Source organism: Flavobacterium sp. RHBU_24 (genome assembly GCF_046613695.1).
Lineage (GTDB): Bacteria > Bacteroidota > Bacteroidia > Flavobacteriales > Flavobacteriaceae > Flavobacterium.
In genome coordinates, this window is record NZ_JBKJHD010000016.1 from 63,184 (window position 1) to 87,878 (window position 24,695).

The 24,695-nt window shown below is 44.2% G+C and carries 20 protein-coding genes; 11 read left to right on the plus strand and 9 right to left on the minus strand.

Features of this window, described 5'->3' with window-relative positions:
* Nucleotides 1–41: 41 nt before the first annotated feature.
* Nucleotides 42–2,795, minus strand: a complete 2,754-nt coding sequence (locus ACLI09_RS14445; RefSeq protein WP_411420364.1) for a putative LPS assembly protein LptD — start codon at nucleotides 2,793–2,795, stop codon at nucleotides 42–44.
* Nucleotides 2,796–2,881: 86 nt separating this feature from the next.
* Between ACLI09_RS14445 and ACLI09_RS14450 the strand changes: the two genes are divergently transcribed.
* The 8 genes from ACLI09_RS14450 (at nucleotide 2,882) to ACLI09_RS14485 (ending at nucleotide 12,306) form a co-directional block, all read left to right on the plus strand.
* Nucleotides 2,882–4,015 (plus strand): N-acetylmuramoyl-L-alanine amidase family protein, encoded by a 1,134-nt coding sequence (locus ACLI09_RS14450; protein ID WP_411420344.1) that lies wholly within the window; start codon nucleotides 2,882–2,884, stop codon nucleotides 4,013–4,015.
* 27 nt (nucleotides 4,016–4,042) lie between these two features.
* On the plus strand, nucleotides 4,043–5,155 hold the full coding sequence (locus tag ACLI09_RS14455; protein ID WP_411420345.1) for an N-acetylmuramoyl-L-alanine amidase family protein: 1,113 nt from the start codon (nucleotides 4,043–4,045) through the stop codon (nucleotides 5,153–5,155).
* 53 nt (nucleotides 5,156–5,208) lie between these two features.
* Nucleotides 5,209–6,189, plus strand: coding sequence for an MlaD family protein (locus tag ACLI09_RS14460; RefSeq protein WP_411420346.1), 981 nt, complete (start codon nucleotides 5,209–5,211; stop codon nucleotides 6,187–6,189).
* A 28-nt stretch (nucleotides 6,190–6,217) separates the two neighbouring features.
* A complete protein-coding gene (locus tag ACLI09_RS14465; RefSeq protein WP_411420347.1) occupies nucleotides 6,218–7,549 on the plus strand; it encodes a 4Fe-4S dicluster domain-containing protein in 1,332 nt (443 codons plus the stop codon).
* Nucleotides 7,550–7,578: 29 nt separating this feature from the next.
* Nucleotides 7,579–8,031 (plus strand): phosphoheptose isomerase, encoded by a 453-nt coding sequence (locus ACLI09_RS14470; RefSeq protein ID WP_411420348.1) that lies wholly within the window; start codon nucleotides 7,579–7,581, stop codon nucleotides 8,029–8,031.
* 6 nt (nucleotides 8,032–8,037) lie between these two features.
* Nucleotides 8,038–8,832, plus strand: coding sequence for a (Fe-S)-binding protein (locus ACLI09_RS14475; RefSeq protein WP_411420349.1), 795 nt, complete (start codon nucleotides 8,038–8,040; stop codon nucleotides 8,830–8,832).
* An 11-nt stretch (nucleotides 8,833–8,843) separates the two neighbouring features.
* Nucleotides 8,844–9,326, plus strand: coding sequence for an ABC transporter ATPase (locus tag ACLI09_RS14480; protein ID WP_411420350.1), 483 nt, complete (start codon nucleotides 8,844–8,846; stop codon nucleotides 9,324–9,326).
* 79 nt (nucleotides 9,327–9,405) lie between these two features.
* Nucleotides 9,406–12,306, plus strand: coding sequence for a glycoside hydrolase family 3 N-terminal domain-containing protein (locus tag ACLI09_RS14485; RefSeq protein ID WP_411420351.1), 2,901 nt, complete (start codon nucleotides 9,406–9,408; stop codon nucleotides 12,304–12,306).
* A gap of 24 nt (nucleotides 12,307–12,330) precedes the next feature.
* Here the strand turns inward: ACLI09_RS14485 and ACLI09_RS14490 are convergent, their stop codons facing one another.
* The 4 genes from ACLI09_RS14490 to ACLI09_RS14505 all read right to left on the minus strand — a co-directional run bounded on the left by ACLI09_RS14490 (nucleotide 12,331) and on the right by ACLI09_RS14505 (nucleotide 16,308).
* Nucleotides 12,331–12,993 (minus strand): spermidine synthase, encoded by a 663-nt coding sequence (locus ACLI09_RS14490; RefSeq protein WP_411420352.1) that lies wholly within the window; start codon nucleotides 12,991–12,993, stop codon nucleotides 12,331–12,333.
* A 51-nt stretch (nucleotides 12,994–13,044) separates the two neighbouring features.
* Nucleotides 13,045–14,769 carry a M14 family metallopeptidase gene (locus ACLI09_RS14495; RefSeq protein ID WP_411420353.1) on the minus strand — a complete coding sequence of 575 codons (1,725 nt, stop codon included), beginning with the start codon at nucleotides 14,767–14,769 and terminating at the stop codon, nucleotides 13,045–13,047.
* 8 nt (nucleotides 14,770–14,777) lie between these two features.
* Complete coding sequence (coaD, locus tag ACLI09_RS14500) at nucleotides 14,778–15,233, minus strand: pantetheine-phosphate adenylyltransferase (RefSeq protein WP_411420354.1); 456 nt, start codon at nucleotides 15,231–15,233, stop codon at nucleotides 14,778–14,780.
* 88 nt (nucleotides 15,234–15,321) lie between these two features.
* Nucleotides 15,322–16,308 carry a D-alanine--D-alanine ligase gene (locus ACLI09_RS14505; RefSeq protein WP_411420355.1) on the minus strand — a complete coding sequence of 329 codons (987 nt, stop codon included), beginning with the start codon at nucleotides 16,306–16,308 and terminating at the stop codon, nucleotides 15,322–15,324.
* Nucleotides 16,309–16,426: 118 nt separating this feature from the next.
* Between ACLI09_RS14505 and ACLI09_RS14510 the strand changes: the two genes are divergently transcribed.
* Both ACLI09_RS14510 and ACLI09_RS14515 read left to right on the plus strand, forming a co-directional pair.
* Complete coding sequence (locus ACLI09_RS14510; RefSeq protein WP_411420356.1) at nucleotides 16,427–17,020, plus strand: PASTA domain-containing protein; 594 nt, start codon at nucleotides 16,427–16,429, stop codon at nucleotides 17,018–17,020.
* A 5-nt stretch (nucleotides 17,021–17,025) separates the two neighbouring features.
* Nucleotides 17,026–18,072 (plus strand): RluA family pseudouridine synthase, encoded by a 1,047-nt coding sequence (locus ACLI09_RS14515; protein WP_411420357.1) that lies wholly within the window; start codon nucleotides 17,026–17,028, stop codon nucleotides 18,070–18,072.
* A 135-nt stretch (nucleotides 18,073–18,207) separates the two neighbouring features.
* On the opposite strand, the gene lgt is transcribed toward ACLI09_RS14515, so the two are convergent.
* From lgt to folE, 4 genes are all read right to left on the minus strand, one after another.
* Nucleotides 18,208–19,188 (minus strand): prolipoprotein diacylglyceryl transferase, encoded by a 981-nt coding sequence (gene lgt / locus ACLI09_RS14520; protein WP_411420358.1) that lies wholly within the window; start codon nucleotides 19,186–19,188, stop codon nucleotides 18,208–18,210.
* Nucleotides 19,189–19,250: 62 nt separating this feature from the next.
* Nucleotides 19,251–19,505, minus strand: a complete 255-nt coding sequence (gene yidD, locus ACLI09_RS14525) for a membrane protein insertion efficiency factor YidD (RefSeq protein ID WP_411420359.1) — start codon at nucleotides 19,503–19,505, stop codon at nucleotides 19,251–19,253.
* 2 nt (nucleotides 19,506–19,507) lie between these two features.
* Nucleotides 19,508–20,989 (minus strand): cysteine--tRNA ligase, encoded by a 1,482-nt coding sequence (cysS, locus tag ACLI09_RS14530; RefSeq protein ID WP_411420360.1) that lies wholly within the window; start codon nucleotides 20,987–20,989, stop codon nucleotides 19,508–19,510.
* A gap of 19 nt (nucleotides 20,990–21,008) precedes the next feature.
* A complete protein-coding gene (folE, locus tag ACLI09_RS14535; protein ID WP_411420361.1) occupies nucleotides 21,009–21,680 on the minus strand; it encodes a GTP cyclohydrolase I FolE in 672 nt (223 codons plus the stop codon).
* Between the two features lie 324 nt (nucleotides 21,681–22,004).
* On the opposite strand from folE, the gene ACLI09_RS14540 reads away from it, so the two are divergent.
* A partial coding sequence (locus tag ACLI09_RS14540) for a hypothetical protein (protein WP_411420362.1) occupies nucleotides 22,005–24,695 on the plus strand: 2,691 nt, incomplete at its 3' end.

Below are 24,695 nucleotides of genomic sequence, written 5' to 3' on the forward strand. Positions count from 1 at the left end.
TATATTAAAAAGGGACAACAATTGTTATCCCTATAAGTATTTTAATTAGTGAGCCTCCTGTCGGGCACCTGGCGTTTATCCCACTTAATGTCGCTAAGTACCGATGATTTTATGCCAATAAAAAAGCCCCAGAAGGTGTTATCGCCAAACGGTACCCAGTTAAAGTTCATGCGCCAGCTAAGCAGGTCGCGCTCAAAGCGCAGCTGTGTAAAGGTAACACCCTTTTGTACAAAGTCATATCCGGAAGAAAAGCCCATCTTCCAGCGGGGGGTAAGGTCTAAATTGCCCGATAGCATAATAGAGTTACCGGTTATCTTCTTTTCGCGGTTATTGTTGCCGTAAGTAAGCGAATAGGCCATCCTTAAATCCCATGGCAGTTCGGCAGAATAAAATTTGCTTTTGCCGGGCTTTTTCTTTTTGTCTGTATCTGCATCATCATCAAACATACTCTTGTTTTGGTCGGTCATATCTGTAGATGCACCAAAAAGGTCATCGGTACGGCCACCGTTTCGTGCTGTTTGGCTGTCTTCATCTTTTCTGCCGCCTTCGCCATCGCTGCTTGCTATCGAATAGTTTAGCGTTACATTGGCACTGGTAAGCCTGAAAAGGCTCCCGCCATTATCTATGTTATAGGTATCTATCCTGCGGCCGGAATTGTCTATTGCATAAGGGTCTAACGTCGTGCCAACGTTTACATTCATTTTGTTTTTAAACAATACTGTACCCGCGGTAACCCTAACAGGGGACCATGCAAGCGAATCGGCGGCTAAATTATAACTGGTGGTAAAGTTAAGGTTGTTAATAAGCATCACTTTTTTAGGTTCTGTTACTTTCTCGTCTTTATCCTTAACTTTTGCTTCAATGGTGTTGTTTACTGATATGCCTACATTATTGCTGTAACTTTGGCCGGGTGCGCCATAAAGGCCTCCTTCAAACCTGGAGTAATCGTCAAATTTAGTACCCGAAGCGTCAAGCTGGTAGGTGTCATAGTATTTATCGAAAGAGGGTGTGTAGCCATATGATATTGATGGCCGGATGGTATGCCGGATGGCCTGCAGCTTTTTATCGTCTCCAAAGTTAAAGGTACCATATACGGTAGTACCTACGCTTGATGAAAAGTTATAGGTACGGAAACTGTCAAAACCATTTAAGTCCTTGGTTTCAACACGGTTTGTAGTTTCATTATAATCCTTGCTTATAGTGTTGAATACCCAGTTTTCCTGGTAGGCGGTACTTGCCGAAACACTAAAGAATTTAAACATCTTAAAATTGGTGCTAAGCGGTATGCTGTGCTGAACGCCGCTACGGGCATCGCGCCACATTTCGGGTTTAAAGAAAACCGAATCGTTTGTAGCAAAGCGGTTCTCGCCCCTTATGCTATATTGCAGGTTTACGTTTTTTATTAAGCCTTTTTTAGCTTCGTCTTCCTTGGCAAATAAAAATATGCGGTCTATGTTACCCTGAAATGTGGGTAGTGTCATGTTTATAGCGCCGGTATTGCTGTTTTGCTGGTGGGTGGCACTCACGGTAAAATTAGCCTGAGGTACTGTCTGGAAGGTTTTTGAGTAAGAAACAGTACTTTGTAACTGGTTGTTAAGCGCGGCACCTACGTTAACTGTATTAAGCGACTGCCTGAAGTACTGCGTAGAACCCAGGTTAACGCTGGCCGAAAAGCGTGAAGTAGGGTTTGCCTTGCTGTCCTGGCTGTGCGACCATTGTATATTATAGTTTTTAGCCCGGGCATAATCAGTAAAGCCGCGCTCGCTGGTTACCTGGTTTTCATACCGGATATTTACATTTCCCGCAAATTTGTAACGGCTGGCGTAACTGCTGGTAGCCCTGAGGCCATAACTGCCGTTTGTATAATAATCTCCGGTAAGGGCAAGGTCTAATCGTTCTCCCATGGCAAAATAATATCCGCCGTTTTGCAAAAAGTAGCCCCTGTTGTTGCTGTCTCCATAACTTGGCATTATAAATCCCGACTCGGCTTCACTCGTAGTAGGGAAAAATGCAAATGGTATACCCAGCGGGGTAGGCACATTCGCTATCCACATGTTAGTGGGCCCTACCACAACCTTTTGGCCCGGTACCAGTTTTGCCCTGTAGGCAAGAAAATAATATTCCGGGTCGTCTATATTTTTAGAGGTGGTAAAGCGCGCATTCTTAATAAAGTATACCGAGTCGTTCTCTTTTTTAGTAACCTCGCCCTTTATCCTGAACTCGCCCTGGTCGCTTCGCGAGTTCCATACACGTGCTTTTTTAGTTTTGGTATTAAAGTGTATTGAGTCGGCCTCTACTATATTAGTACCTTGTTTAAAGTACGGATATTGGGAGTAGCCGGTAGAATCCTTAAAGCGCCCGGCAAAGATCTCATCTTTGTCGTATTTCATAATAATTACGCCCGCTTTGAGTTCTATATCTTTATAATTAAGCTGGGCATTGTTATATAAGGTAAGTTCCTTTTTACGCTGGTCCAGCTTCTCATAATCGTCTGCACTGCGTTTTACTATGGCATCAAGGGCGTTTTTATTTTTTTTAACCGAGTCGGTTTTAATGCTGTCAGGTGGTTTAACGGCCTTAACTTCGGTAACCTGGGGCAGGTCAACCGTAGCGGTGTCGGTAGCGGTAGGCTTAGGCTGCTCTGTTTTTGGCTTTAAGATGCCGCGCCTTTTTTCGCGTAACTCCTGTGAATGGCAGTCCGTAAGGCCTATCATCAGGAAAATTACTGATAAAACGATATGAAATAAGTTTGTGCGCAATGCTTTTAATACTAATTTTGTAACAGTATGGCTCATTTTTTGGAGTGTCAAACATACAATATTTTTGGCAATCCTGCCATTAAATGTAAGTATAACAATAGCAGCATAATAACCCATTTGCAATGATGAAGGACACGAGACTAAAACAGCTTTTTTTACTTTTTATTATGTGCTGCGGCGCTATACATGCGCAGGGCAGCCAAAAATTTAAGGTAATACTGGATGCGGGGCATGGCGGTAAAGATTTCGGTGCGGTATATAACGGGTATGTAGAAAAAAACATTACCCTTAACGTGGTTTTAAAAGCCGGTAAAATACTTGAAGGCGATAACGGCATTGATGTAATTTATACCCGCAAGGCCGATGTTTTTACAGAGCTTACCGAAAGGCCCGGCCTGGCAAACCGCAACAGTGGCGATATTTTTATATCAGTACATTGCAATAGCGAAAATACTAAGGCCGCTTTTGGCGCGGAGACTTACGTTATAGGCACTACAAAAAATGCCAGTAATATAGATGTGGCCAAAAAGGAAAACGTGGTAATGAGCGTTGAAAAAGACTATAAAGTAAAATACGAAGGCTATAATACCGCCGCCCCTGAGGTTATAGCAGGCGCCCTCTCTACACAGGAGCCGGTACTGAGCAAAAGTATCGACCTTGCCAGCAAGGTACAGGAAGGTTTTGTAAACAATGCGAAAAGAAAAAACAGGGGAGTAAAGCAGGCGCCACTATGGGTGCTGAATAAAGCAGCCATGCCAGGTATATTTATAGTGCTGGGTTTTATATCTAATGCTGATGAGGGTGCCTACCTTAACAGTGACGCCGGCCAGGATGAAATGGCTAAGGCACTTGCCGCCGCAATTCTTGCGTATAAAAAAGAATATTTTACAGTTTCAGGTGCGGCTTCATCTGCTGCTACGCTGCCGGCAAAGCCGGTAGCGGCAGCTACTACAACTACAACAGCTGCTGCCAACGTAAATACGCCAGTGGCAGCATCTACAGCCCCTGTAGTGTTTAAAGTGCAAATAGCCGCCAGCGGTACTGATATTGCGTTAGAACCGTATAATTTTAACGGGCTGAGCCCTATCAGTAAGGATGCTTCTACGGCGGTAATAAAATATTTTTATGGTGGCGTAAGTTCTTATGCCGAAGCCAAGGAATTATTGGTTACCGCAAAAGAGAAGGGATACACTTCTGCCTATGTGGTGGCATTCCGCGATGGTAAAAAAATACCATTACAAGACGCGCTTAAGTAAAAACCGGCCTAACAAATTAACTAGAAGATGAACATTTTAAAAAAATACGTGTTACTATCGGGTTTGCTTTTGGTTACAGCTTCGGGCTTTTGCCAAAATTTTAAGGTAGTGCTTGACGCCGGGCATGGTGGTGATGACTCCGGTACGCACCATAATGGCTATAAGGAAAAAGAAATAGTACTAAGCACGGTACTTAAAATAGGAAAGATACTGGAAAGCGAGCCGGGTTTAGAGGTAGTATACACCAGGAAAACCGACGTTTTTGTAGAGCTTCGGGAACGTGCCAACCATGCCAACCGTGAACGTGCCGACCTGTTTGTGTCAGTGCATTGCAATGGTGTAAATAATGGGGCCGCCTATGGTACTGAGACTTTTGTAATGGGGTTAAACCGCAGCGATATGAACCTTGATGTGGCAAAACAGGAAAACAGCGTTATATTTAAAGAAAAAGGGCATGAAAAAAATTATGGTGGCTTTGACCCTAACAGGCCCGAAACCACATTGCTGCTAAGGCTGGGGCAGGAGGAGAATATTAACCGAAGCCTCGTGCTGGCCACACGGGTGAAAAACGGCTTTAAAAGCCTCGAAAGGCACGACAGGGGTATTAAGCAGATACCGCTATGGGTGCTTGACGCTACTACTATGCCGGGTGTACTGATAGAACTCGGGTTTGTATCTAATAAAAATGAGGGAGCTTACCTTGACAGCGATGCCGGCCAAAACGAACTCGCACGCACCATTGCCAATGCCATTATAAGCTACAAAGACCTGATGACCGGCAATAAAGTAAAAGAGGCTGATTTTGAGAAACCAATATCTACAGACAAGGAAACGGTTCCGGTTGCAAAACAAAAGGACGAGACACCGGAGGCTGCTGCCACTGCCGCGGGGGTGGTATTTAAGGTACAGATATCGGCAAGCACCCGAGACCTTGCCACAACGCCGTCTAACTTTAAAGGGCTTAAAACAATTTCTAAAGTAAAAGAAGGAAAACTTATACGCTATTTTTATGGCGAAACTAATGAATATCAGCAAACCGGCAGTATGGTAGCTGCTGCAAAGGCTAAAGGCTTCAGCTCTGCTTTTGTAGTTCCGTTTAAAAACGGAAAAATTATAAGTATGCAGGAAGCTTTAAAGTAATATTCACATTTACATAAATTATTTATCCTACATTTGTTAAAAAATAACCCGTTTTGAAAGTAACAAGAGAAGTAAAAACCGCAATTTTAGTATTGGGCGCCATATTAATATTTATATGGGGCTACAGCTATTTAAAAGGGAGGGACCTTTTTAATTCGTATAAAACATACTACGTAGTATATGAGGATGTAGAGGGGCTTTCGCCATCTGCGCCTGTTACGCTTAATGGGCTGGTAATAGGAAAGGTAAACAGTATACAGTTTCGCGATACCATCAAAGGCTCTCTTACCATAGAACTCCAGGTAAAAACTGATTTCCCTATATCTACGACCAGTTCTGCCACTTTATACGAACCCGGCTTAGGGCTTTCCGGTAAACAGGTTGCCATTACACCTGACCTTAAGAACAGTAAACCTGCCGAAGACGGTGCGTATCTTACCCCTGTACTTAAGCCCGGTATGCTTGCGGTAGTGGGTGATAAACTCTCGCCATTGCAAAATAAAGTAGAAAGTACGGTATCTAATGCCGATAGCCTGCTTACGCACCTTAATAATGTACTTGACGTGCAAACACAGCGTAACCTGCGTATTGCAATTGCTGAGATGAGCAACACTATGGCCGAATTTAACAAAGCCGCTCACGCTCTAAATAAAACAATATCAGGTAACCAAGGGCATATTAATGCTACTATGGCAAACCTTGATAAAACGAGCGCTAACTTTGCCAAAATATCCGATTCCATTAACCAGGCTAACTTGGGCCAGGCGGTTAAAAAGCTTGAAAATTCTCTTGCAAAGGTAGACGATGTGATGAACGATGTTCAGGCAGGCAAAGGCACATTGGGCAAGTTGCTTAAAGATGATAAAATGTATGATAACCTTGCAGGGGCATCAGAGGAGTTAAAAGAACTTTTAGCCGACCTTAAGAAAAACCCGAAGCGATATGTGCATTTCTCGGTTTTTGGAGGAAAACAGAAGCCGTATAAAGAGGAAGACAAGGAGAAAGCCGCTGATACAGAGGTTAAAACAGAATAGTTCATTTATTTGCACCAATTGCCTAACTATGGCTTATATAGATAATGTATTATTTATACTGCTGCTCTCAGCAGGTTTTGGATACTTTGCAGTAAATGTAAAAAAACTGGTGCGCAATATTAAGTTGGGCCAACCTAAAGACCGCTCAGATAACCCTGCCGCCCGCTGGAAAAACATGGCCTTGATAGCGTTGAGCCAAAGCAAAATGGTGCGCAGGCCGGTTGCGGGTATTTTGCACATTATTGTATATGCGGGATTTGTAATCATCAATATCGAATTATTAGAGATAATTATTGACGGTATTTTTGGCACGCACCGCATTTTCTCGTTTATGGGTGGCTTTTACAGTTTCCTCATCGGTTTTTTTGAGATTTTGGCACTTGGTGTAATTGTAGCGGTAGCAATCTTCTGGATTCGCCGTAACATCATAAAACTTTGGCGTTTTGCCCATGGCGACCTTAAGGGGTGGCCTAAAAGTGATGCTAATATCATACTGTATTTCGAGACAGTACTTATGGTGTTATTTCTTACCATGAACGGCGCCGACCATTACCTGCAAACACAACATTACTCTCATTTTATTGAGGCCGGCGCATTTCCGGTTTCAGGTCTTTTAGAAGGTATTTTCAGTAATTTCTCATTAGAAAGTGTCGAAATTATTGAGCGTATCGCATGGTGGCTGCACATTACGGGCATCCTTATTTTTATGAATTACCTGTACTTCAGCAAGCACCTGCACATACTGTTAGCATTCCCTAACACTTATTTTGCAAAGCTGGAACCTAAAGGGAAGTTCAAAAACCTCGACTCGGTTACTGCCGAAGTAAAATTGATGATGGACCCTAATGCAGACCCATATGCCGCCGCGCCGCCACCTGCCGAAGGTGAGCTGCCTGCAAAATTTGGCGCCAGCGATGTGCATGACCTTGACTGGGTTCAGTTGCTTAATGCTTATACCTGTACCGAATGCGGACGATGCACGTCGGTATGCCCCGCAAACATTACCGGCAAAAAGCTTTCCCCCCGAAAAATAATGATGGATACCCGCGACAGGCTTGAGGAAGTAGGAAGGAACATTGATGCCAATAAAGGTACCTTTGTACCGGATGGAAAGCAGTTGCTTAATGATTATATTACCCCTGAAGAGCTTTGGGCATGCACCACGTGCAACGGCTGTGCAGAAGCCTGCCCGGTAAATATAGACCCGCTATCTATAATTATGGACATGCGTCAGTACCTGGTGATGGAGCAGAGCGCCGCGCCTACAGAACTTAATGGCATGATGAGCAATATTGAAAACAATGGTGCACCATGGCAGTACAGCCAGATGGACCGCCTGAACTGGAAAGAAGAATTGTAACACTATATTTTATTTAACAGGCCTTTAAAATGAAAAGCGAAGACATTGACAAGAACTTACAGCCGCTTACAGAAAATGGTGAGCACGTGAGCCCCATACTTCCCCCGGGGATAAAAAATTATCTTATTGATATTGACGGTACCATTTGTGATGATATCCCTAATGAAGAGCCGGAAAGGATGGTTACCGCAGCCGTTTACCCCGATGCGCTGGAAACCCTGAACCGCTGGTATGATGAAGGGCATATAATATTCTTTTTTACCTCACGTACTGAAGCCCACCGCGAAGTTACTGAGGCCTGGCTTAATGAACATGGATTTAAATACCACGGTATGCTTATGGGTAAGCCGCGTGGCGGCAACTACCACTGGATTGATAACCACCTGGTTAAAGCCACACGTTACCGGGGCAAGTTTACCGAACTGATTGAAAAAGCCGTTAACATACAGGTATTTGACGACGGCAAGCACGACGAAGACTAACATGATATGAATGATTTAAGTATAAAAGTACCTACAATGGCCGAAATGATGGCCGCCGGGGAGCAGCCCGAAGTGCTGTTTTGGGTGGGTTGTTCGGGCAGTTTTGACGACAGGGCAAAACGTATAACTAAGGCGTTTGTTAAGCTACTAAACAATGCCGGGGTATCGTTTGCTGTATTAGGAACCGAAGAAAGCTGTACCGGCGACCCCGCAAAGAGGGCAGGTAACGAGTTTTTGTTCCAGATGCAGGCCATGGCCAATATTGAAGTGCTTAATGCTTATGACGTAAAAAAAATAGTAACGGCCTGCCCGCACTGCTTTAATACGATAAAAAATGAATACCCCGGCCTGGGCGGCAGCTATGAAGTAGTGCACCATACCCAGTTCTTGAAATCGTTACTAGACGATGGCAGGCTGAGTATAGAGGGCGGGCAGTTTAAGGGTAAGAAAATTACCTTTCACGACCCGTGTTACCTTGGCCGGGCAAACAATATATATGAAGCACCGCGCGACCTGATAGCAAAACTTGATGCCGAACTGGTAGAGATGAAACGCAGCCGTAGTAATGGCCTGTGCTGCGGTGCCGGTGGCGCGCAGATGTTTAAGGAACCTGAAAAAGGAAATAAGGATGTAAATGTGGAAAGGACGGAAGATGCCCTTGAAACACAGCCTGAAATTATAGCGGCGGGATGCCCGTTTTGCAATACGATGCTTACCGATGGCGTTAAAGCCAAGAATCGTGAGCACGATGTTAGGGTTATGGATGTGGCAGAATTAATTGCCAATGCAAAGGATTTATAAAAAAAAGAACTATGTACGTTTTATTTGAAACGCTGCCCGATGAATCCAGTATATGGGTGTATCAGAGCAACAGGAAATTTTCTGACGAAGAAGTAGCCGAAATAGAGGAATCCCTCAAAAAATTTATTGAGCAGTGGACGGCACATGGCGCTGGCCTTGAGGCATCTTACCTGGTACAGTACAACCGTTTTATAATTATAGCTGTAAACCAGGAAGCACAGGGCGCAACGGGTTGCAGCATAGACGCATCGGTGCATTTTATACAGGAACTTGAAAAGAAATATAATGTAGATTTACTTGACCGGATGAATGTGTCTTTCAAGCAGGGCGAATATATTACCTACAAGCCTCTTACTGATTTTAAAAAACTGGCCAAGGATAAGTCGGTTTCGGCCAATACCATAGTGTTTAACAACCTTGTAAATACAGTGGGTGAGTGGAAAGATTACTGGGAAGTTCCTGCGGCCGAAAGCTGGCACAGTCGCTTTTTTTAAGTATTTTTGGCAATATAATTGTAGCATCATCATTACCTTGGTAGTGATGATTTTATTATTTTAATACGCACACATTTTAATGAAGCTCTACGCCTTACTATTCATACTTACAATGCCGGCTGCCTTTGCGCAGCGAAGTGCCGGATTTAACGATTACCACTCGCCGGCCGAAAAAAAATGGGCAGACAGCGTTTATAACTCCTTTTCTTTTGAAGAAAGGGTAGGGCAGTTGTTTATGGTTGCGGCCTACTCAAATAAAGATTCGGCGCATGTAAAGGGCATTGATAAACTCATTACTGACTATAAAATAGGGGGCCTGATATTTTTCCAGGGCGGCCCCTACCGCCAGGCAAAACTTACCAACCGTTACCAAAAAGAAAGTAAACTACCTCTGTTTATCGGCATTGATGCCGAATGGGGGCTGAGCATGCGGCTCGATTCCACCTATCGCTACCCGTGGAATATGACACTGGGCGCAGTACAGGACCTGTCCCTCATTCAAAAAATGGGCTACCAGATGGGGCAGCAGGACAAGCGCCTGGGCATCCATTTTAATTTTGCGCCGGTGGTGGATATCAATACAAACCCTGATAATCCTATTATTGGCAACCGCTCTTTTGGTGAAGACCGCGATAATGTTACAAACCGGGCCTCGGCTTTGGTAGATGGTATACAGCAGGGCGGTATTTATGCTACTGGAAAGCACTTTCCCGGCCATGGCGATACCGCTACTGACTCTCACCTCGGGCTGCCCGTGGTTCCGTTTGAGCGTAAAAGGATTAATGATATAGAATTGTACCCTTACAAGCGCCTGTTTAATGAAGGCCTTGCAAGTATTATGGTTGCACACCTTAACGTTCCTGCACTTGACCCTACTCCCGGTTTGCCTACATCACTGTCCTACAATACTATTACAAGGCTGGTGCAAAACGAGATGAACTTTAAAGGGCTAATATTTACCGATGCGCTAAATATGAAAGGCGCCAGCGGCTATATGCCTAATGGCGATGTAGACCTTGAAGCGTTTCTTGCCGGTAACGACGTGCTGCTTTTTACAGAGAATGTGCCGCTGGCGGTTGAAAAATTCAGGCAGGCCTATGCCGACAGCGTTTTAAGTGAAGAAAGGCTGCAATATTCGGTAAAAAAAATATTGGCATATAAATACCGAATTGGTCTGAATAAATATGTTCCTATCAATTATAGAAATTTGGCGGCTGACCTGAATGCTGCTGAATTTGACGACCTTAATTATAAGTTATATGAAGAGGCGGTTACGGTAGTTAAAGATGAAGGCAGTACGTTTCCAATCGCTGCGCTTGAAAATGAACAAATTGCTTATGTAAAGCTAGGCGATGATGACGGCAGTATATACCTTACCACACTTCAAAAATATGCCGATGTTACCGAGGTAAAACAAGATACCCTGCAAAACCTGCTTACTGACCTTGATAAGTACACTACTGTTATTGTAGGCTACCACAAGGCAGACGGCGCCTGGAAAAAACACGACTTTGCTAAAAAAGAGCTGGAGTGGCTGGATGCCATTGCAAAAAATAAAAAGGTAATACTTACGGTGTTTGCGAAGCCTTATGTGTTAAACAATATAAAGGATTTTACTGCTATTGAAGGCGTAATCGTTGGATACCAGAATAATGCCTTTGCCCAAACCGTAGCGGCAGAAATTGTTTTTGGGGCGATAGGCAGCAAAGGTAAGCTGCCGGTATCGGCGGGGCCATTTAAGGTAAATCAGGGTATCAATACTAAAGCAATTGAGAGGCTTGGTTTTACAACGCCGGGAAATGTGGGCATGAACCCGAAAGTCCTCTCTAAAATTGATGCGATAGCGCAACGTGCCATTAACGAAAATATGACCCCGGGCTTACAAGTGCTTGTAGCCCGTAACGGTAAGGTGGTATACCAAAAGTCATTTGGATACCATACGTATGAGAAAAATATGCGCGTAAAAAATACCGATATCTATGATGTGGCTTCGCTTACCAAGATACTTGCAACCCTGCCTAATATAATGCAGCAGTATGATAAGGGCCTCCTGAAGCTTGAAGACAGGCTGGGGCGCCTGCTGCCTGAGTTTGACAATACCGATAAAAAAAACATCACCGTTAAAGACATGCTGTTGCATCAAAGCCGCTTTAAGGCCTGGGAACCTTTCTACCAGGAAACGCTGGATGCTAATAAACGGCCTGACCCTGCTTTTTACCGCAAGTTTTACAGCCCTGATTTTCCGCACCAGGTGGCAGAAAACCTTTATTTAAGGGAAGACTATCCTTCAGTAATGATTGATAAGATAGCACATAGCCAGCTTCTTGAAAAAAAGGAATATAAATACAGTGATTTTAATTTTATCCTGCTCAAAGAATATCTTGAAACAAAAACCGGTAAATCGCTTGATAAACTTGCTGATACCGATTTTTACAAACCCTTGGGTGCTTCGTTAACCACATTTAACCCACTGCGTAAATTTGACATGAGCGTTATTACACCAACAGAAGCCGATAACTATTTCCGCTACCAGGTTTTAGATGGTTATGTACACGATATGGCGGCCGCTATGATGGATGGTGTATCCGGGCACGCGGGGCTTTTTAGTAACAGTATGGATGTGGCCAAGATAATACAACTGTACCTTCAAAAAGGCCACTATGGCGGGAAACGCTATTTTACGGCCAAAACATTCGACACCTTTAATACCTGCTATAACTGTAAAGACGGCAACCGCAGGGGGTTAGGTTTTGACAAGCCACAAATTGTAAATCCCGGCCCCACTTGCGACTGTGTTTCAAAAAGCAGTTTTGGCCACACAGGCTTTACCGGCACTATGGCGTGGGCCGATCCTGAAACAGGTATTGTATATGTATTCCTTAGTAACCGCACTTATCCGGAAGCAGGGGAAAACAGGCTAAGCAAAAACAATATTAGGGAAGATATACAAAGGGTGATACAGGACGCGATAATTAAATAGATGGAGATAGCTATTTGCTTTTGTTTACCGCAGTTTCTTAATGGTAAATAATTCGTTGTGGTCTTCTACTTTAGGGTACATCCGTACAGAATAGTCACTGTTAAATGCTGCCTTATAAGCAAGGTTCCTGTCTTTGTGATCTTTGTTTAACGTCATAGTGTTAAATAAAATAAATCCATTTACATTAAGTAACGCGTTAATACTGTTTATCCAGAACTCCTCAAACAAAAACCCGGGCATTTCGGCATCCTTAAATATGTCTATAATAATAAGGTCGTATTTCTCTTTGGCCTTGAGCACAAATTCAAAAGCATCTTCAATCACTATAGTACAGTTGCGTACTTCAGCCAGCCCAAAGTACGTATTGGCAAGTTCTATCACTTTCGGGTCTATCTCCACGCCGGTAATTTTACCTTTATATTTTATGTCGTCAGAAAGCGTTTTTATCACACTGCCTCCCGCTACGCCCAGCACCAGTACATGCTCAAATTTACGTATGCGGTCAAAGCCGATGTAATGCAATCCCTTGCGCAAAATGCGTTGCAGGCTGCCGTAGGAGTAATTTGTGTTTTTACTGTCGAGTACCAGTTTGCCGTTATTAAGCGTTACTTCAAGCTTTTGGCTTATGTGTGAATCTCTCCTGACAAGGTTTACAGGCACAAAAAAACTCAGTATCTTTTTAAACATTTTTTGATGTTTGATTCGTCTTGTATTTATGGATACTAAAAAACCTGGGTTTTATTTTACCCTATAAACAGGGTACTCCATGTGCGATTTCTCATAATATTCGCTATGTGTATAAATCCAGTAGAGTTGGGCTTCGGCATCCCAGGCAAAGGTTTTATCATTTAATTTTTTTGTATCAAATTCGGCCCTTAGCGAGGGATTATTTTTAAGGAGCTGTGCGGCAGTGTCTTCAAATACATAAGCCGAAAAATATTCTTTTTGTTGTAATATCGCATCAAAAAAGTTCCAGGCGAAAAATGAATCCGTCCCCTGAGGTTCCAGCATTTCGATAATATATTTTACACCGGGCTGCTGGGTATCAATAAGGTAATCGCCCTTACGAAAAGTAACCTTTCTTTTAGTAGGTGTTAATTGCACATTACTGTGTGGGTAATGCCCTTCATAAGGATATTTACTTGTTTCATAAGTGCCTATGCGATAACTCTCCACCTCCATTTCGGTATCTTTCTGCAGTTCCTGCAATTGTATATTATTTAGTTTTAGCAGGTCTATAACATTCCACCAGCTTTGTGGTATTAAATAGGCTTTAGGTATGGTTACCTCAAGCGTGGGGCTATATTCCCGGTAGTATTTTACCACCTTGCTAAAAGGCTTAGAGCGGTCATAATACAGCCTTGGCTGCCCGGTTACTGTGCTGGGTTTATAGCTGCCTTCGTAGCCTTTAAACGGCAGCAGCGATACTGCAGAGCTGTCTATCCGCCATTGCAGGGTGTAGCGGTTGCCGGGCATATAGTTATCCAGGCTTGCCTGGCGGCGCTCTTTAATTAATTGCGTGTTTTTATCTAAATAAGAAAGCGTTTCCAGCATGTACTCGTAGGTAACGTTTACACGGTCGGCATACTTTTTTAGCATATGGGTTTCGGGCATAGAGCCGGGCACAGCAAAAAGGCTGGCGTAACCTGTAGAGTAGCGGGGGTAGTCCATAAACTGTTCAAAGCCATTGTCAGGCACGGCATCGTGCACGTTTACATAAGGCGTGGCATCAATGCCTTTTGCCTTAAGGGTGCTAAGTATGGCAGGCATCATCTCGTTCTTAAAATACTGGCCTAAGGCGCCACCCAGCTTTTGGTGATGGGTTTCTATGTAGGTAAGCGTATACTGGTAGTCGGCGCCGTTGCTCACGTGGTTGTCTATAAACACATCGGGCTTTACAGTATGGAATATCTCCGCAAAGCTGCGGGCGTTTTTAGTATCGCACTTTACAAAATCGCGGTTCAGGTCGTAATTTCGCGCGTTTCCGCGAAAGCCGTAAATCTCTGGCCCGTCTTGGTTGGCGCGGCTGTGGCTGTTGCGGTTTAGCGCCCCGCCTATATTGTAAATAGGTATATTTACCACTACCGTGTTTTTCGGGATGGCTATTTTTCCCGTAGCCAGGTCACGGTACAGCATCATGGTAGCATCTATACCATCGGGCTCGCCCGGGTGTATCCCGTTATTGAGTAACAGTATGGCTTTTGTCTTGCGGATTTCGGTAAAGTTGAACTCTTTATCGGGATTGAAAATTACAATATGCAGTGGCAGGCTACTATCGGTAGGGCCCATCTGTACCATTTTTATGCTTTCAAAATCCTTATCCAGTTTCTGGAAGTAGGCTATCGTTTCCTGATAAGTGGCGGTCTGGTTACCGTTGCCGTTTTCGTAGGGTGTGGTATACATAGTTTTATTTTGGGCAAATAACGCCACCGGAGCCAGCAGCAACAGTAAAAATTTCTTCATTAAATCAGTTATTTCACGCGTACCGAATCCGGTACCAGTTTGGTATAGTCGCCACCATTACGTAATACATCACGCACTATGCTTGAGCTTATATACGACGTTTGTGAGGCGGTAAGCAAAAATACGGTTTCTATTTTGCTCAGCAGCCTGTTAGTATGCGCTATGGCCTTTTCAAACTCAAAGTCGGCAGGGTTACGCAGCCCGCGGAGTATAAATTTTGCACCCACTTTTTTGCAGAGGTCTATGGTAAGGCCTTCGTAAGTAATTACCTCAATGTTGGGCATGCCCGTAAAGGCTTCCTCAATAAATCGCTTACGCTCTTCGAGTGGGAACATGTATTTTTTTTCGGCGTTAACACCTATGGCAATAATTATTTTGTCAAACAGGGTACTGCCGCGTTTTATAATATCGTAATGCCCCAAGGTAATAGGGTCGAATGATCCGGGAAATACTGCTATTTTCATAGAATTTTGTTTCAAGTTTAAGGTTTCAAGTTTAGGAAACTCTGTGACTGCTAACTGAGACTGATCACTGAATACTGACCACTGCCAACTACTTCCTCCACAACACCTTCCTGCTTAGCGCCAAGGTTATCTCGTTATCCAGTAAGTCGGTAAAAGCAATACCGGCATGCTGTGCCTGCTGCGGGAATATGCTTGCCGGCGACAAACCGGGGTTGGTATTAATTTCAATAAAATGAGGCACCCCATCCATCACAATGAAATCAGTACGGCTAAAGCCTGTCATGCCCAGCGCTTCGTATGCTTTAGAAGCCGTTTCACGCACTTTTTGCTCGGTGGCTGTATCAAGGCGGGCAGGAGTTATCTCGTCGCTCTTGCCCTGGTATTTTGCTTCGTAGTCAAAAAAGTCGTTGTGCGATACAATTTCGGTCAACCCTAAAACGGTGGTTTGCCCTTTATAATTCAGCACCCCGACCGATACCTCGGTACCCTTCAGGTAACTTTCTATCAAGATGTCGCTGTCTTCCGCAAAGGCAAAGTCCAGCGCTTTATCAAAATCTTCAATGGCGTTAACCTTGCTTACGCCAAGGCTGCTGCCGCTCTGGTTGGGCTTTACCATAAAAGGCAGGCCAAGGGTAGCTACAATATCTTCAGCGGTAATGCTGTCGCCCTTGCTCAGGTAAATGCTTTTTGCCTTTGGTATGCCAAATTTATCAAGCACACTAAGTGTATCCCTTTTATTAAAAGTTAGCGCGCTCTGATAAAACCCGCAGCCGGTGTAAGGCAGTCCTATAAGTTCCCAATACGACTGCATGTGCCCGTCTTCGCCCGGAGTACCGTGAATAGTGTTTACGGCTGCGCCAAAGGTTATTTTGGCACCGTTTTTCTCAAAGCTGAAATCGGCTTTATTTATGGCATATTTGTTTCCGTTTTCTATTACGTTCCAGCCTTCAGGCAATATGTGTACTTCAAAAGGGGTATATTTTGTGCGGTCGAGGTTGTTTAAAATGAGCTGCCCGCTGCGGATGGATATTACCGACTCATCTGAGTATCCGCCCATTACTACTGCTATGTTCATGCGTGTATATTAGGTTAACCGGCCCGCCGAAACGGTATTGCCATCACAAAAATATCATTATTTGCGTTAACTTATAAAGTTTAGTATTATTTATATCTTTGCAGCAAACCATTTATGTATGAGCCTTAAAAATTTTCTGACCAGCAAAACCTTTTTCACACAGGTGCTTATTGCCGTATTGTTAGTTGTTATTGTGATATTTGTATTGCTACACTGGCTTGATTATACCACAAACCATGACCAGAAAATAAGCGTGCCAAACCTTGCAAAAATGAACGTGGAGGATGCAGGTAAGAAGCTGGAAGAAAATGACCTTGAGGTGATAGTACTTGATACGGTTGATTTTAACCCCGAATATCCTCCGTATACCATCACTGAGCAGGACCCGTTGGCAAAAGCCAATGTAAAAGAAGGCCGTAAGGTATATGTAAAGGTAAACGCGGGCAGCTACAGCAATATTATGGTGCCCGACCTGATACAGAAGACCCTGCGCCAGGCAGAGCCAATGCTTAAAGGCGCCGGGCTTGAAGTGGGAGAAAAGACATATGTGCCATACCTTGCCAAAGATGTGGTTTTAGAAATGAAATATAAAAACAAAAACTTAAAGTCTGGCGATAAAGTGCGTAAAGCCAGTAAAATAGACCTTGTACTTGGTGACGGAAAGACCGGATATGAAGAGCAGGACAGCACCGAAGTAGAAGTAAACCCCTGAAGAGAATGACAACAAAACCCATAGTAGAGATTGATGCCGATAATGAAGAAGAGCTGTATGAGCATTACCGTTTTGAAGCCGGTAAGGGACAGCAGCCTTTAAGGGTAGACAAGTTTTTGATGAACCTGGTGGAAAATGCCACCCGCAGCAAAATACAAAAAGCCGCCGAAGCCGGTAATATTTATGTAAATGATGTTGCCGTAAAGAGCAACCACAAAGTAAAATCGAGCGATGTGGTGCGTGTGCTGTTAGAGCACCCGCCCTACGAGCACCTGCTGGAGCCGGAAAACATTCCGCTTAATATAGTGTATGAAGACGACCAGCTGCTTATTGTAAACAAAGAACCCGGAATGGTAGTGCACCCCGGCCACGGCAACTACAGTGGTACGCTGGTTAACGCGCTGGCCTACCATTTTGAAAACCTGCCCATGAACAGCAGCGAGCGCCCCGGCCTGGTACACCGTATTGATAAAGATACGTCAGGGCTGTTAGTGGTAGCCAAGACCGAACAGGCCATGGCGCACCTTACCAAACAGTTTGCCGATAAAACATCTGAACGTGAATATATAGCGCTGGTGTGGGGCAATGTGCAGGCAGATTCCGGTACCATTGAAGGTAATATTGACCGCCACCCTAAAGACCGCATGCAAATGTCAGTTTACCCAGATGGCGAGCAGGGCAAGCACGCGGTAACACATTATAAAGTGATTGAGCGCCTGGGCTACGTAACGCTGGTAAGCTGCAAGCTCGAAACCGGCCGCACCCACCAGATACGCGTACACATGAAGTACATAGGCCACACCCTATTTAATGATGCCCGATATGGCGGCGATATTATACTTAAGGGTACCACTTTTACAAAATACAAGCAGTTTATAGACAATTGCTTTAAAACCCTGCCACGCCAGGCATTACACGCCAAGACCCTCGGCTTCGAGCATCCGGAAACTAAACAGTTTATGCGTTTTGACAGCGAACTGCCAAAAGACATGACAGATGTTATAGAAAAATGGCGGGTGTATAGTAAATCGCATACTACTGAAGAGGAGTAAACGGTTACAATATAAGTAATTAATTAGCCGCAGAAAATTTTGTTTTGGCGGCAAGCCTGCATTTCCGGTCCTGTGTAAAAGTGGTTAGCGATAGGATAAAAAGTAAATAGATAAACTTCATATAGCTAAACACTTCTACAACGTTTCTACCCTCTTTTTAGACGTAACTATAAGCAATATTCCTATCAATATAAACGGTATACTAAGCCACTGCCCGGTAGAAAGCAATGGGTTTTCGCCCTCAAAGCCGCCCTGGCTCTGCTTTACATATTCTACCGCAAAACGTACCGACCATAGCAGCACCAGGAATACCCCAAATATAAGCCCGTGAAATTTGCGGGCCGGTGTTTTCCAGTACATATAAAAAAGTATTGCAAATACAAATATGTATAAAAATGCCTCATACAACTGAGCAGGGTGGCGGTAGGGTATTGCAGCCAGAACATCGGCAAAGCGCAGGTCGTGCTCAATCATTTTATAAGCTTCATTTGCAGATGGTGCTTTAGTAAGGTCTATAGCCTGGTAGGGCTTAAGGCCAACGGCTTTACCTGCAACCGCTACGCTGTCTTCACCCCGGATAAAACGTACCGCATACCATGGCAGTGGATTGCCGGTTATTTCCTTACCTAATATCTCGCTGTTGAAAAAGTTACCTATACGCACAAAGATACCGCCGGCGGTTACAGGTATCACGATACGGTCAAGCACCCATAGTACCGGCCTGAAAATTACCTTTTTGCTGTACCAGAACATAGTAAGTATTATTGCTATGGCAGCCCCGTGGCTGGCAAGCCCTGCAAAGCCGGTAAACTCAAACTCACCATTGGCGTCCCAGCGGAACGGCAGCAGTATTTCGGCAGGGTGCTTGCTAAAATATGGCCAGTCGTAAAAAAACACCTGTCCCAGCCTTGCACCCAGCAATGTGGCTACCAGTGTAACCATAAACAGTTTATCGAGCTTTTCCTGCGATTCGCCCTCCCGGTCAAATATTTTTTTTGTAAGATACAGGCCTAAGCCAAAGGCAACTACAAACATAAGGCTATAAATGCGGAGTGTTACGGGGCCAAGGTCAAATCCTTCAGAACCATTCCAGGTAAAGCTAAGGGCGTGTATCATGCTGTACGTGTTTTATTATTAATGTTTGTAGTGTAAAAATAGTTTTTGTTACAATATTACAATTAATTATGTTTATGGCTGCAAGTTTTTTGTGGTACCGGGTCATAGCCGCTGCCGCCCCACGGATTGCAGCTTATAATGCGTTTGGCAGCCAGCCACCCACCTTTAATAAGGCCATGGGTTTTAAGCGCTTCAAGAGCATACTGGGAGCAGGTAGGGGTATAGCGGCACACCGATGGCAGCAGGGGTGAGAGTACCGTCTGGTATACCCGTATCAGGAATACAAACGGCATGGTAAGTAATTGCCCTGCTTTCATTACTAGTTTATGCTAAAAGTGGTACCTTCCTTAGTGTCTTTAAGCTCTATACCCAGGGTAGTTAACCTGTTGCGTATCTGGTCACTCAGGGCAAAATCTTTATTTGCCCGGGCTTCACGGCGCATTTCTATAAGCATGTTTATTACGCCTTCCAGCTTATCGTTACTGCCGTCCTGGCCTTTTTCATCTTTTAAGCCAAGGATGTCAAACACAAAAGCGTGCATTGCTTTAGCCAGGTTGTCAATATCCTGGGCAGTAAGGGTTTCTTTTCCGTCCTTAAGCAGGTTTATATAGCGCACGCCTTCAAACAGCTGCGCTATAAGTATAGGGCTGTTAAAATCGTCGTTCATGGCATCGTAGCAGTTTTGCTTCCATATCTCAATGTCAAGGGTAGAGGAGGAGGAGGCCTTAACTTCGGTAATGGTACTCAACGATTCCATTAGTTTATTATACCCCTTTTCGCTTGCCAAAATGGCATCATCGCTAAAGTCGAGCACGCTGCGGTAATGTGCCTGAAGCATAAAGAACCGCGCTACCGATGGGCTGAACGCTTTGCTGAGCTTATCATTATTACCGGTAAATATTTCCCTTGGCAATATATTATTACCGGTACTCTTGCTCATTTTTTTACCGTTAAGCGTAAGCATGTTGGCATGCATCCAGTAGTTAACGGGGCTCTGTCCGGTGGCTGCCTCATTTTGCGCTATCTCGCACTCGTGGTGCGGGAACTTAAGGTCCATACCACCGCCGTGTATATCAAAACGGCTGCCCAGGTACTTAGTGCTCATGGCGGTACACTCAAGGTGCCAGCCGGGAAAGCCATCGCCCCAGGGAGACGGCCATCGCATTATATGTTCCGGCTCGGCCCGCTTCCACAGCGCAAAGTCGGCCGGGTTGCGTTTTTCGTCCTGGCCGGCAAGCTCCCGGCTGTTAGACATCATGTCTTCCAGGTTGCGGCCACTCAGTTTGCCGTAGTCGTATTCTTTATTAAACTTTTCTACATCAAAATATACCGACCCTTTGCTTACATACCCAAAGCCGTTATCCAGTATTTCTTTAATGGTTTCAATCTGTTCTATTATATGCCCTGTGGCGGTAGGTTCTATACTGGGTGGCAGGTTGTTAAACAGTTCCAGTATCTGGTGAAAATCTACTGAATACTGCTGTACAATTTCCATAGGCTCCAGTTTTTCAAGCCGTGCTTTCTTTGCAATTTTATCCTCGCCTTCATCAGCATCATCCTCTATGTGGCCCACGTCGGTAATGTTACGCACATAGCGCACCTTATAGCCCAGGTGCTTAAGGTACCGGTAAACCAGGTCAAAAGATATAAAAGTGCGGCAATTGCCCAGGTGCACATTGCTGTATACGGTAGGGCCGCACACATACATGCCCACGCTGCCTGTGTGCAGGGGGGTAAATATTTCTTTTTCGCCGCTTAGCGAATTGTATATCTTCAGTTGCTGGTTTTGGTAAAGCTGCATATATAATAAGGTATATTATTTAAAACCGGGTTTCGAGCTTAATGTATTCAAGTAACTCGCGCCTTACGTTCTCTTCTTTAAATTTTCCGCCAAATTCGCTTGTTACGGTACTGCTTTCTATATCGCGTATGCCACGAGAGTTTACACACAGGTGTTTGGCATCTATAATGCATGCCACATCATCTGTACCCAGTATGGCTTGCAGTTCCTGTACTATCTGCATGGTAAGGCGCTCCTGTACCTGCGGTCGCTTGGCATAAAAATCTACAATACGGTTCATTTTGCTGAGTCCTATAACACTCCCGTTGCTAATATAGGCAATGTGCGCACGGCCTACTATGGGCAGCAGGTGGTGCTCGCAGGTAGAGTATACGGTAATGTTTTTTTCTACCAGCATTTCGCCATACTTGTATTTATTTTCAAAAGTAGAGGAACCGGGCTTTTTAGCGGGGTTAAGCCCACCGAAAATTTCTTTTACAAACATTTTAGCTACCCGGTTTGGAGTTCCTTTTATACTGTCGTCAGTAAGATCCATGCCAAGGGTGTACAAAATGTTTTCTACATCCTTGCGTATCATGGCCATTTTCTCTTCATCGCTTATGGTAAAGGCATCTGCCCTTAGAGGGGTCTGGGCACTCGATGCAATATGGTTATCTCCTATTTCGTCCCTGTTATCTTTGTCTTGGGTCATTATAATATTATTTACTGTATAAAATAGTGCGCAAAGATAATTATAAAAGTTATTATATAGCCCGTGTGCGTTACATGGATTTTTTTAAGGCTAGATTTTTTTTTATTTTCAGTAAACTGTAATTATTGATGAATTAATTGTAAAGTCAATATTATCGCACTATAATTTAACTTAATATTGTCAAATTGATAAAAGTTTAAAAAAAGTAAGTATTTCGTGTAGGGAATAGGGCGATTAAGCTGTTATACTAAATTATGTAACTTTTTTGTTGCTTACTGTTCATTTTATCGTAAATTTCGCATCTTAAAAAAATGTTATCCCGAAATGAAAAAAATCTATTTTGTCATTTTAATTTCCTTACTTGCTGTAACCTCGTATGCTCAAAGCGCTCCATGGATTGTACCTCCATTAGCAGGGGATCCTGATAACCCAACTACAGGAAATACTACCGATCCTATATGTGGTGCTCCTGGAATTGATTATGAAAATTTGTACACTCCAGTCAACGGGAATAATGGAAATATGGGGCCTATAGGATGTCTAGGCAGTACACCTAATGGCCAGTTTAGTTACATTCCAATAGGGCAGTCAGGAAATTTTGTTTTTAATCTCGAGCAGGAAACTGCCTCCGGAGTAGGTATTGATGTTGATTTTATACTTTGGGGTCCTTTTACCAGCATGGCTAATGCTCAATTTCAGGTACAGAGCAATCCCACTAGCAATATCGTAGACTGTAGTTACTCCGCTGCCGCTCAGGAAGAGGTTAATATTTATGGTGCTGTTGCCGGGCAATATTATATGATTTTAATAACAAATTTTAATGGTAGCCAGGGAACCATAACTTTTGAACAAGAGAACTTAGGTGAGCCAGGAGCAGGTATTGCACTTTGCCCCTGCGACGTTGTGATTACTCCCGACTTTATGCTATGTGAAGGAGACACTGCTGTGCTTACTGTGGAACTAACGGGTCAAGGCGTTGCTGAATTTCAGTATCCTACCACGTACCAATGGTCCGGGCCTAATGGCGTTATAGTCGGTGCCACTGCAAATACCCTTACCGTAAGCGAACCCGGCACCTATACTGCCCAGCTTACAAATGCTGCCTGTGATGTGCTTTTTGGGCAGGTGGTTGTCTCCACTCCTGTATTTCCAACTTCAGATCCTGAAGACATTACCGTATGTTATACTACACCTACACCGATATTTAACCTTACACAAAATGACCCCGTAATACATAATACACAGGATCCGGAACTTTGGCCGGTTACTTATTTTGCAGACGAGGCAAGTGCTATAGCGGGTTTTCCTTTTATTATTAATCCGGCGGCATACCAAGGTACCGACGGCCAGGTAGCATATGCAGTAATTGAAGATTATTTTACGGGCTGTAAAATAAGGCGGTCATTTACCCTGCATGCAAACCCTGCACCGCAACCCGGTATTCCCGCGAATTTTTATGCATGTGATATTGACCATAACGGCACCGAAACATTTGACCTGACTGCAAACGACGGGCCTGTGCTTAATGGTTTAGACCCTGACCTTTTTACAGTTACCTATCATACGTCGTCTACGGCAGCTAATGCTAATACAGGCGCTATCGCAACTCCTGAAATTTATACTACAGGTAGTACTACAATATTTGTGCGGGTAACTAATGTTGACGATGAAGACTGTTTTTCGGTAACTAGTTTTGTTATAGAAGTTAATGACCAGCCGGAGGTAACAGCCCCGGCAGACGTTGTTATATGCAGTACGGATTCTTATGTCCTGCCTGCACTCACCCAGGGTAATTATTATTCGGCAGCTGGAGGCACTAGCCCTGTAATTCCTGTAGGCACTGTTATTAACAGTACACAAACAATATATGTATATGCGGTAACCGGTACTGCTCCAAATTTATGTGAGGATGAAGATAGTTTTACTGTTACGGTTATCCCTCAGCCGGTAGCGCCTATTATGCCAAATGTTCAGGAATGCCAAAGCTATACGTTGGAGCCGCTTTCTGGCGCTAACTATTATACCGGCCCTAATGGTACCGGCATACAATTAATTCCGGGAGATGTACTTACTTTAGATCGTACCGTGTATATACGCGCCCAGTCATCAGTAGGCGGGGTAACCTGTAGTGACCAAAGCAGCTTTTTAGTTGATATTGTTTATCCCCCTGTTTTACTGCAGCCGGTAGCCATTGAAACCTGTGATGACATTAGTAATGATGGTATAGAGGAATTTAATCTTATCGCGGCAGGAAATTCTACTGTAAGTAATCCAGCCAACTATACTATTACTTATTATACTTCAAATGCTGCTGCGCAGATAGGTGCTACCAGCGGTGCTTCATATATTGCAAACCCTGCTGCCCATACCAGTGGTAATGCAACAGTATATATACGTGTAGTGGCTGCAAATGACCCAACTGAATGTTATGCCATTAAACCGTTACAACTTATTATTCACCCGCACCCTGTTATCCCCACCCTTTCAGACTATGTAGTCTGCGACGACACCGCGCCACAGGACGGCGTTGAGACATTTGATTTAACAAGCAAGAATGCTGAGGCTACGGCTGACCCTACGGACACGGTAACGTATTATACTGATAACGGTGACGCGCAGCTGGGCCAGAACGCTATTACCAACCCATCGTCATTCCAGAACACTGAGGATGAGCAAACGATATGGGTACGTGTAGAAACAGTGAACGGCTGTGCGGACACGGGCAGCTTTAAGCTTATCGTAAACCCGCTGCCGCTTGCTGATCTGGGCAGCCCTGTATTCTATGCGTGTGAGGAAACCCCGGGCCAGGGGTTGTTTGACCTTGATGAGATCGACCCGGTTATTACGGGCGGGCAGCCGTACCTTACGGCCTACTACGAAAACCAGGCCGATGCGGTACCGGGCAACCCGAACTATATACAACAAAGCCCTTACTCAAGCGCTACGGGTACTATTTACGCACTGGTAACCGATGCTGTAACCGGCTGTGCCATTGTAGCCCCGGTAAGCCTTGTC

Excerpts from the sequence above, each read along its gene's own strand:
- ACLI09_RS14445 (WP_411420364.1), bottom strand. The coding sequence starts at position 2,795 with ATGAGCCATACTGTTACAAAATTAGTATTAAAAGCATTGCGCACAAAC.
- ACLI09_RS14450 (WP_411420344.1), top strand. The coding sequence starts at position 2,882 with ATGATGAAGGACACGAGACTAAAACAGCTTTTTTTACTTTTTATTATG.
- ACLI09_RS14455 (WP_411420345.1), top strand. The coding sequence starts at position 4,043 with ATGAACATTTTAAAAAAATACGTGTTACTATCGGGTTTGCTTTTGGTT.
- ACLI09_RS14465 (WP_411420347.1), top strand. The coding sequence starts at position 6,218 with ATGGCTTATATAGATAATGTATTATTTATACTGCTGCTCTCAGCAGGT.
- ACLI09_RS14470 (WP_411420348.1), top strand. The coding sequence starts at position 7,579 with ATGAAAAGCGAAGACATTGACAAGAACTTACAGCCGCTTACAGAAAAT.
- ACLI09_RS14475 (WP_411420349.1), top strand. The coding sequence starts at position 8,038 with ATGAATGATTTAAGTATAAAAGTACCTACAATGGCCGAAATGATGGCC.
- ACLI09_RS14480 (WP_411420350.1), top strand. The coding sequence starts at position 8,844 with ATGTACGTTTTATTTGAAACGCTGCCCGATGAATCCAGTATATGGGTG.
- ACLI09_RS14485 (WP_411420351.1), top strand. The coding sequence starts at position 9,406 with ATGAAGCTCTACGCCTTACTATTCATACTTACAATGCCGGCTGCCTTT.
- ACLI09_RS14490 (WP_411420352.1), bottom strand. The coding sequence starts at position 12,993 with ATGTTTAAAAAGATACTGAGTTTTTTTGTGCCTGTAAACCTTGTCAGG.
- ACLI09_RS14495 (WP_411420353.1), bottom strand. The coding sequence starts at position 14,769 with ATGAAGAAATTTTTACTGTTGCTGCTGGCTCCGGTGGCGTTATTTGCC.
- coaD (WP_411420354.1), bottom strand. The coding sequence starts at position 15,233 with ATGAAAATAGCAGTATTTCCCGGATCATTCGACCCTATTACCTTGGGG.
- ACLI09_RS14505 (WP_411420355.1), bottom strand. The coding sequence starts at position 16,308 with ATGAACATAGCAGTAGTAATGGGCGGATACTCAGATGAGTCGGTAATA.
- ACLI09_RS14510 (WP_411420356.1), top strand. The coding sequence starts at position 16,427 with ATGAGCCTTAAAAATTTTCTGACCAGCAAAACCTTTTTCACACAGGTG.
- ACLI09_RS14515 (WP_411420357.1), top strand. The coding sequence starts at position 17,026 with ATGACAACAAAACCCATAGTAGAGATTGATGCCGATAATGAAGAAGAG.
- lgt (WP_411420358.1), bottom strand. The coding sequence starts at position 19,188 with ATGATACACGCCCTTAGCTTTACCTGGAATGGTTCTGAAGGATTTGAC.
- yidD (WP_411420359.1), bottom strand. The coding sequence starts at position 19,505 with ATGAAAGCAGGGCAATTACTTACCATGCCGTTTGTATTCCTGATACGG.
- cysS (WP_411420360.1), bottom strand. The coding sequence starts at position 20,989 with ATGCAGCTTTACCAAAACCAGCAACTGAAGATATACAATTCGCTAAGC.
- folE (WP_411420361.1), bottom strand. The coding sequence starts at position 21,680 with ATGACCCAAGACAAAGATAACAGGGACGAAATAGGAGATAACCATATT.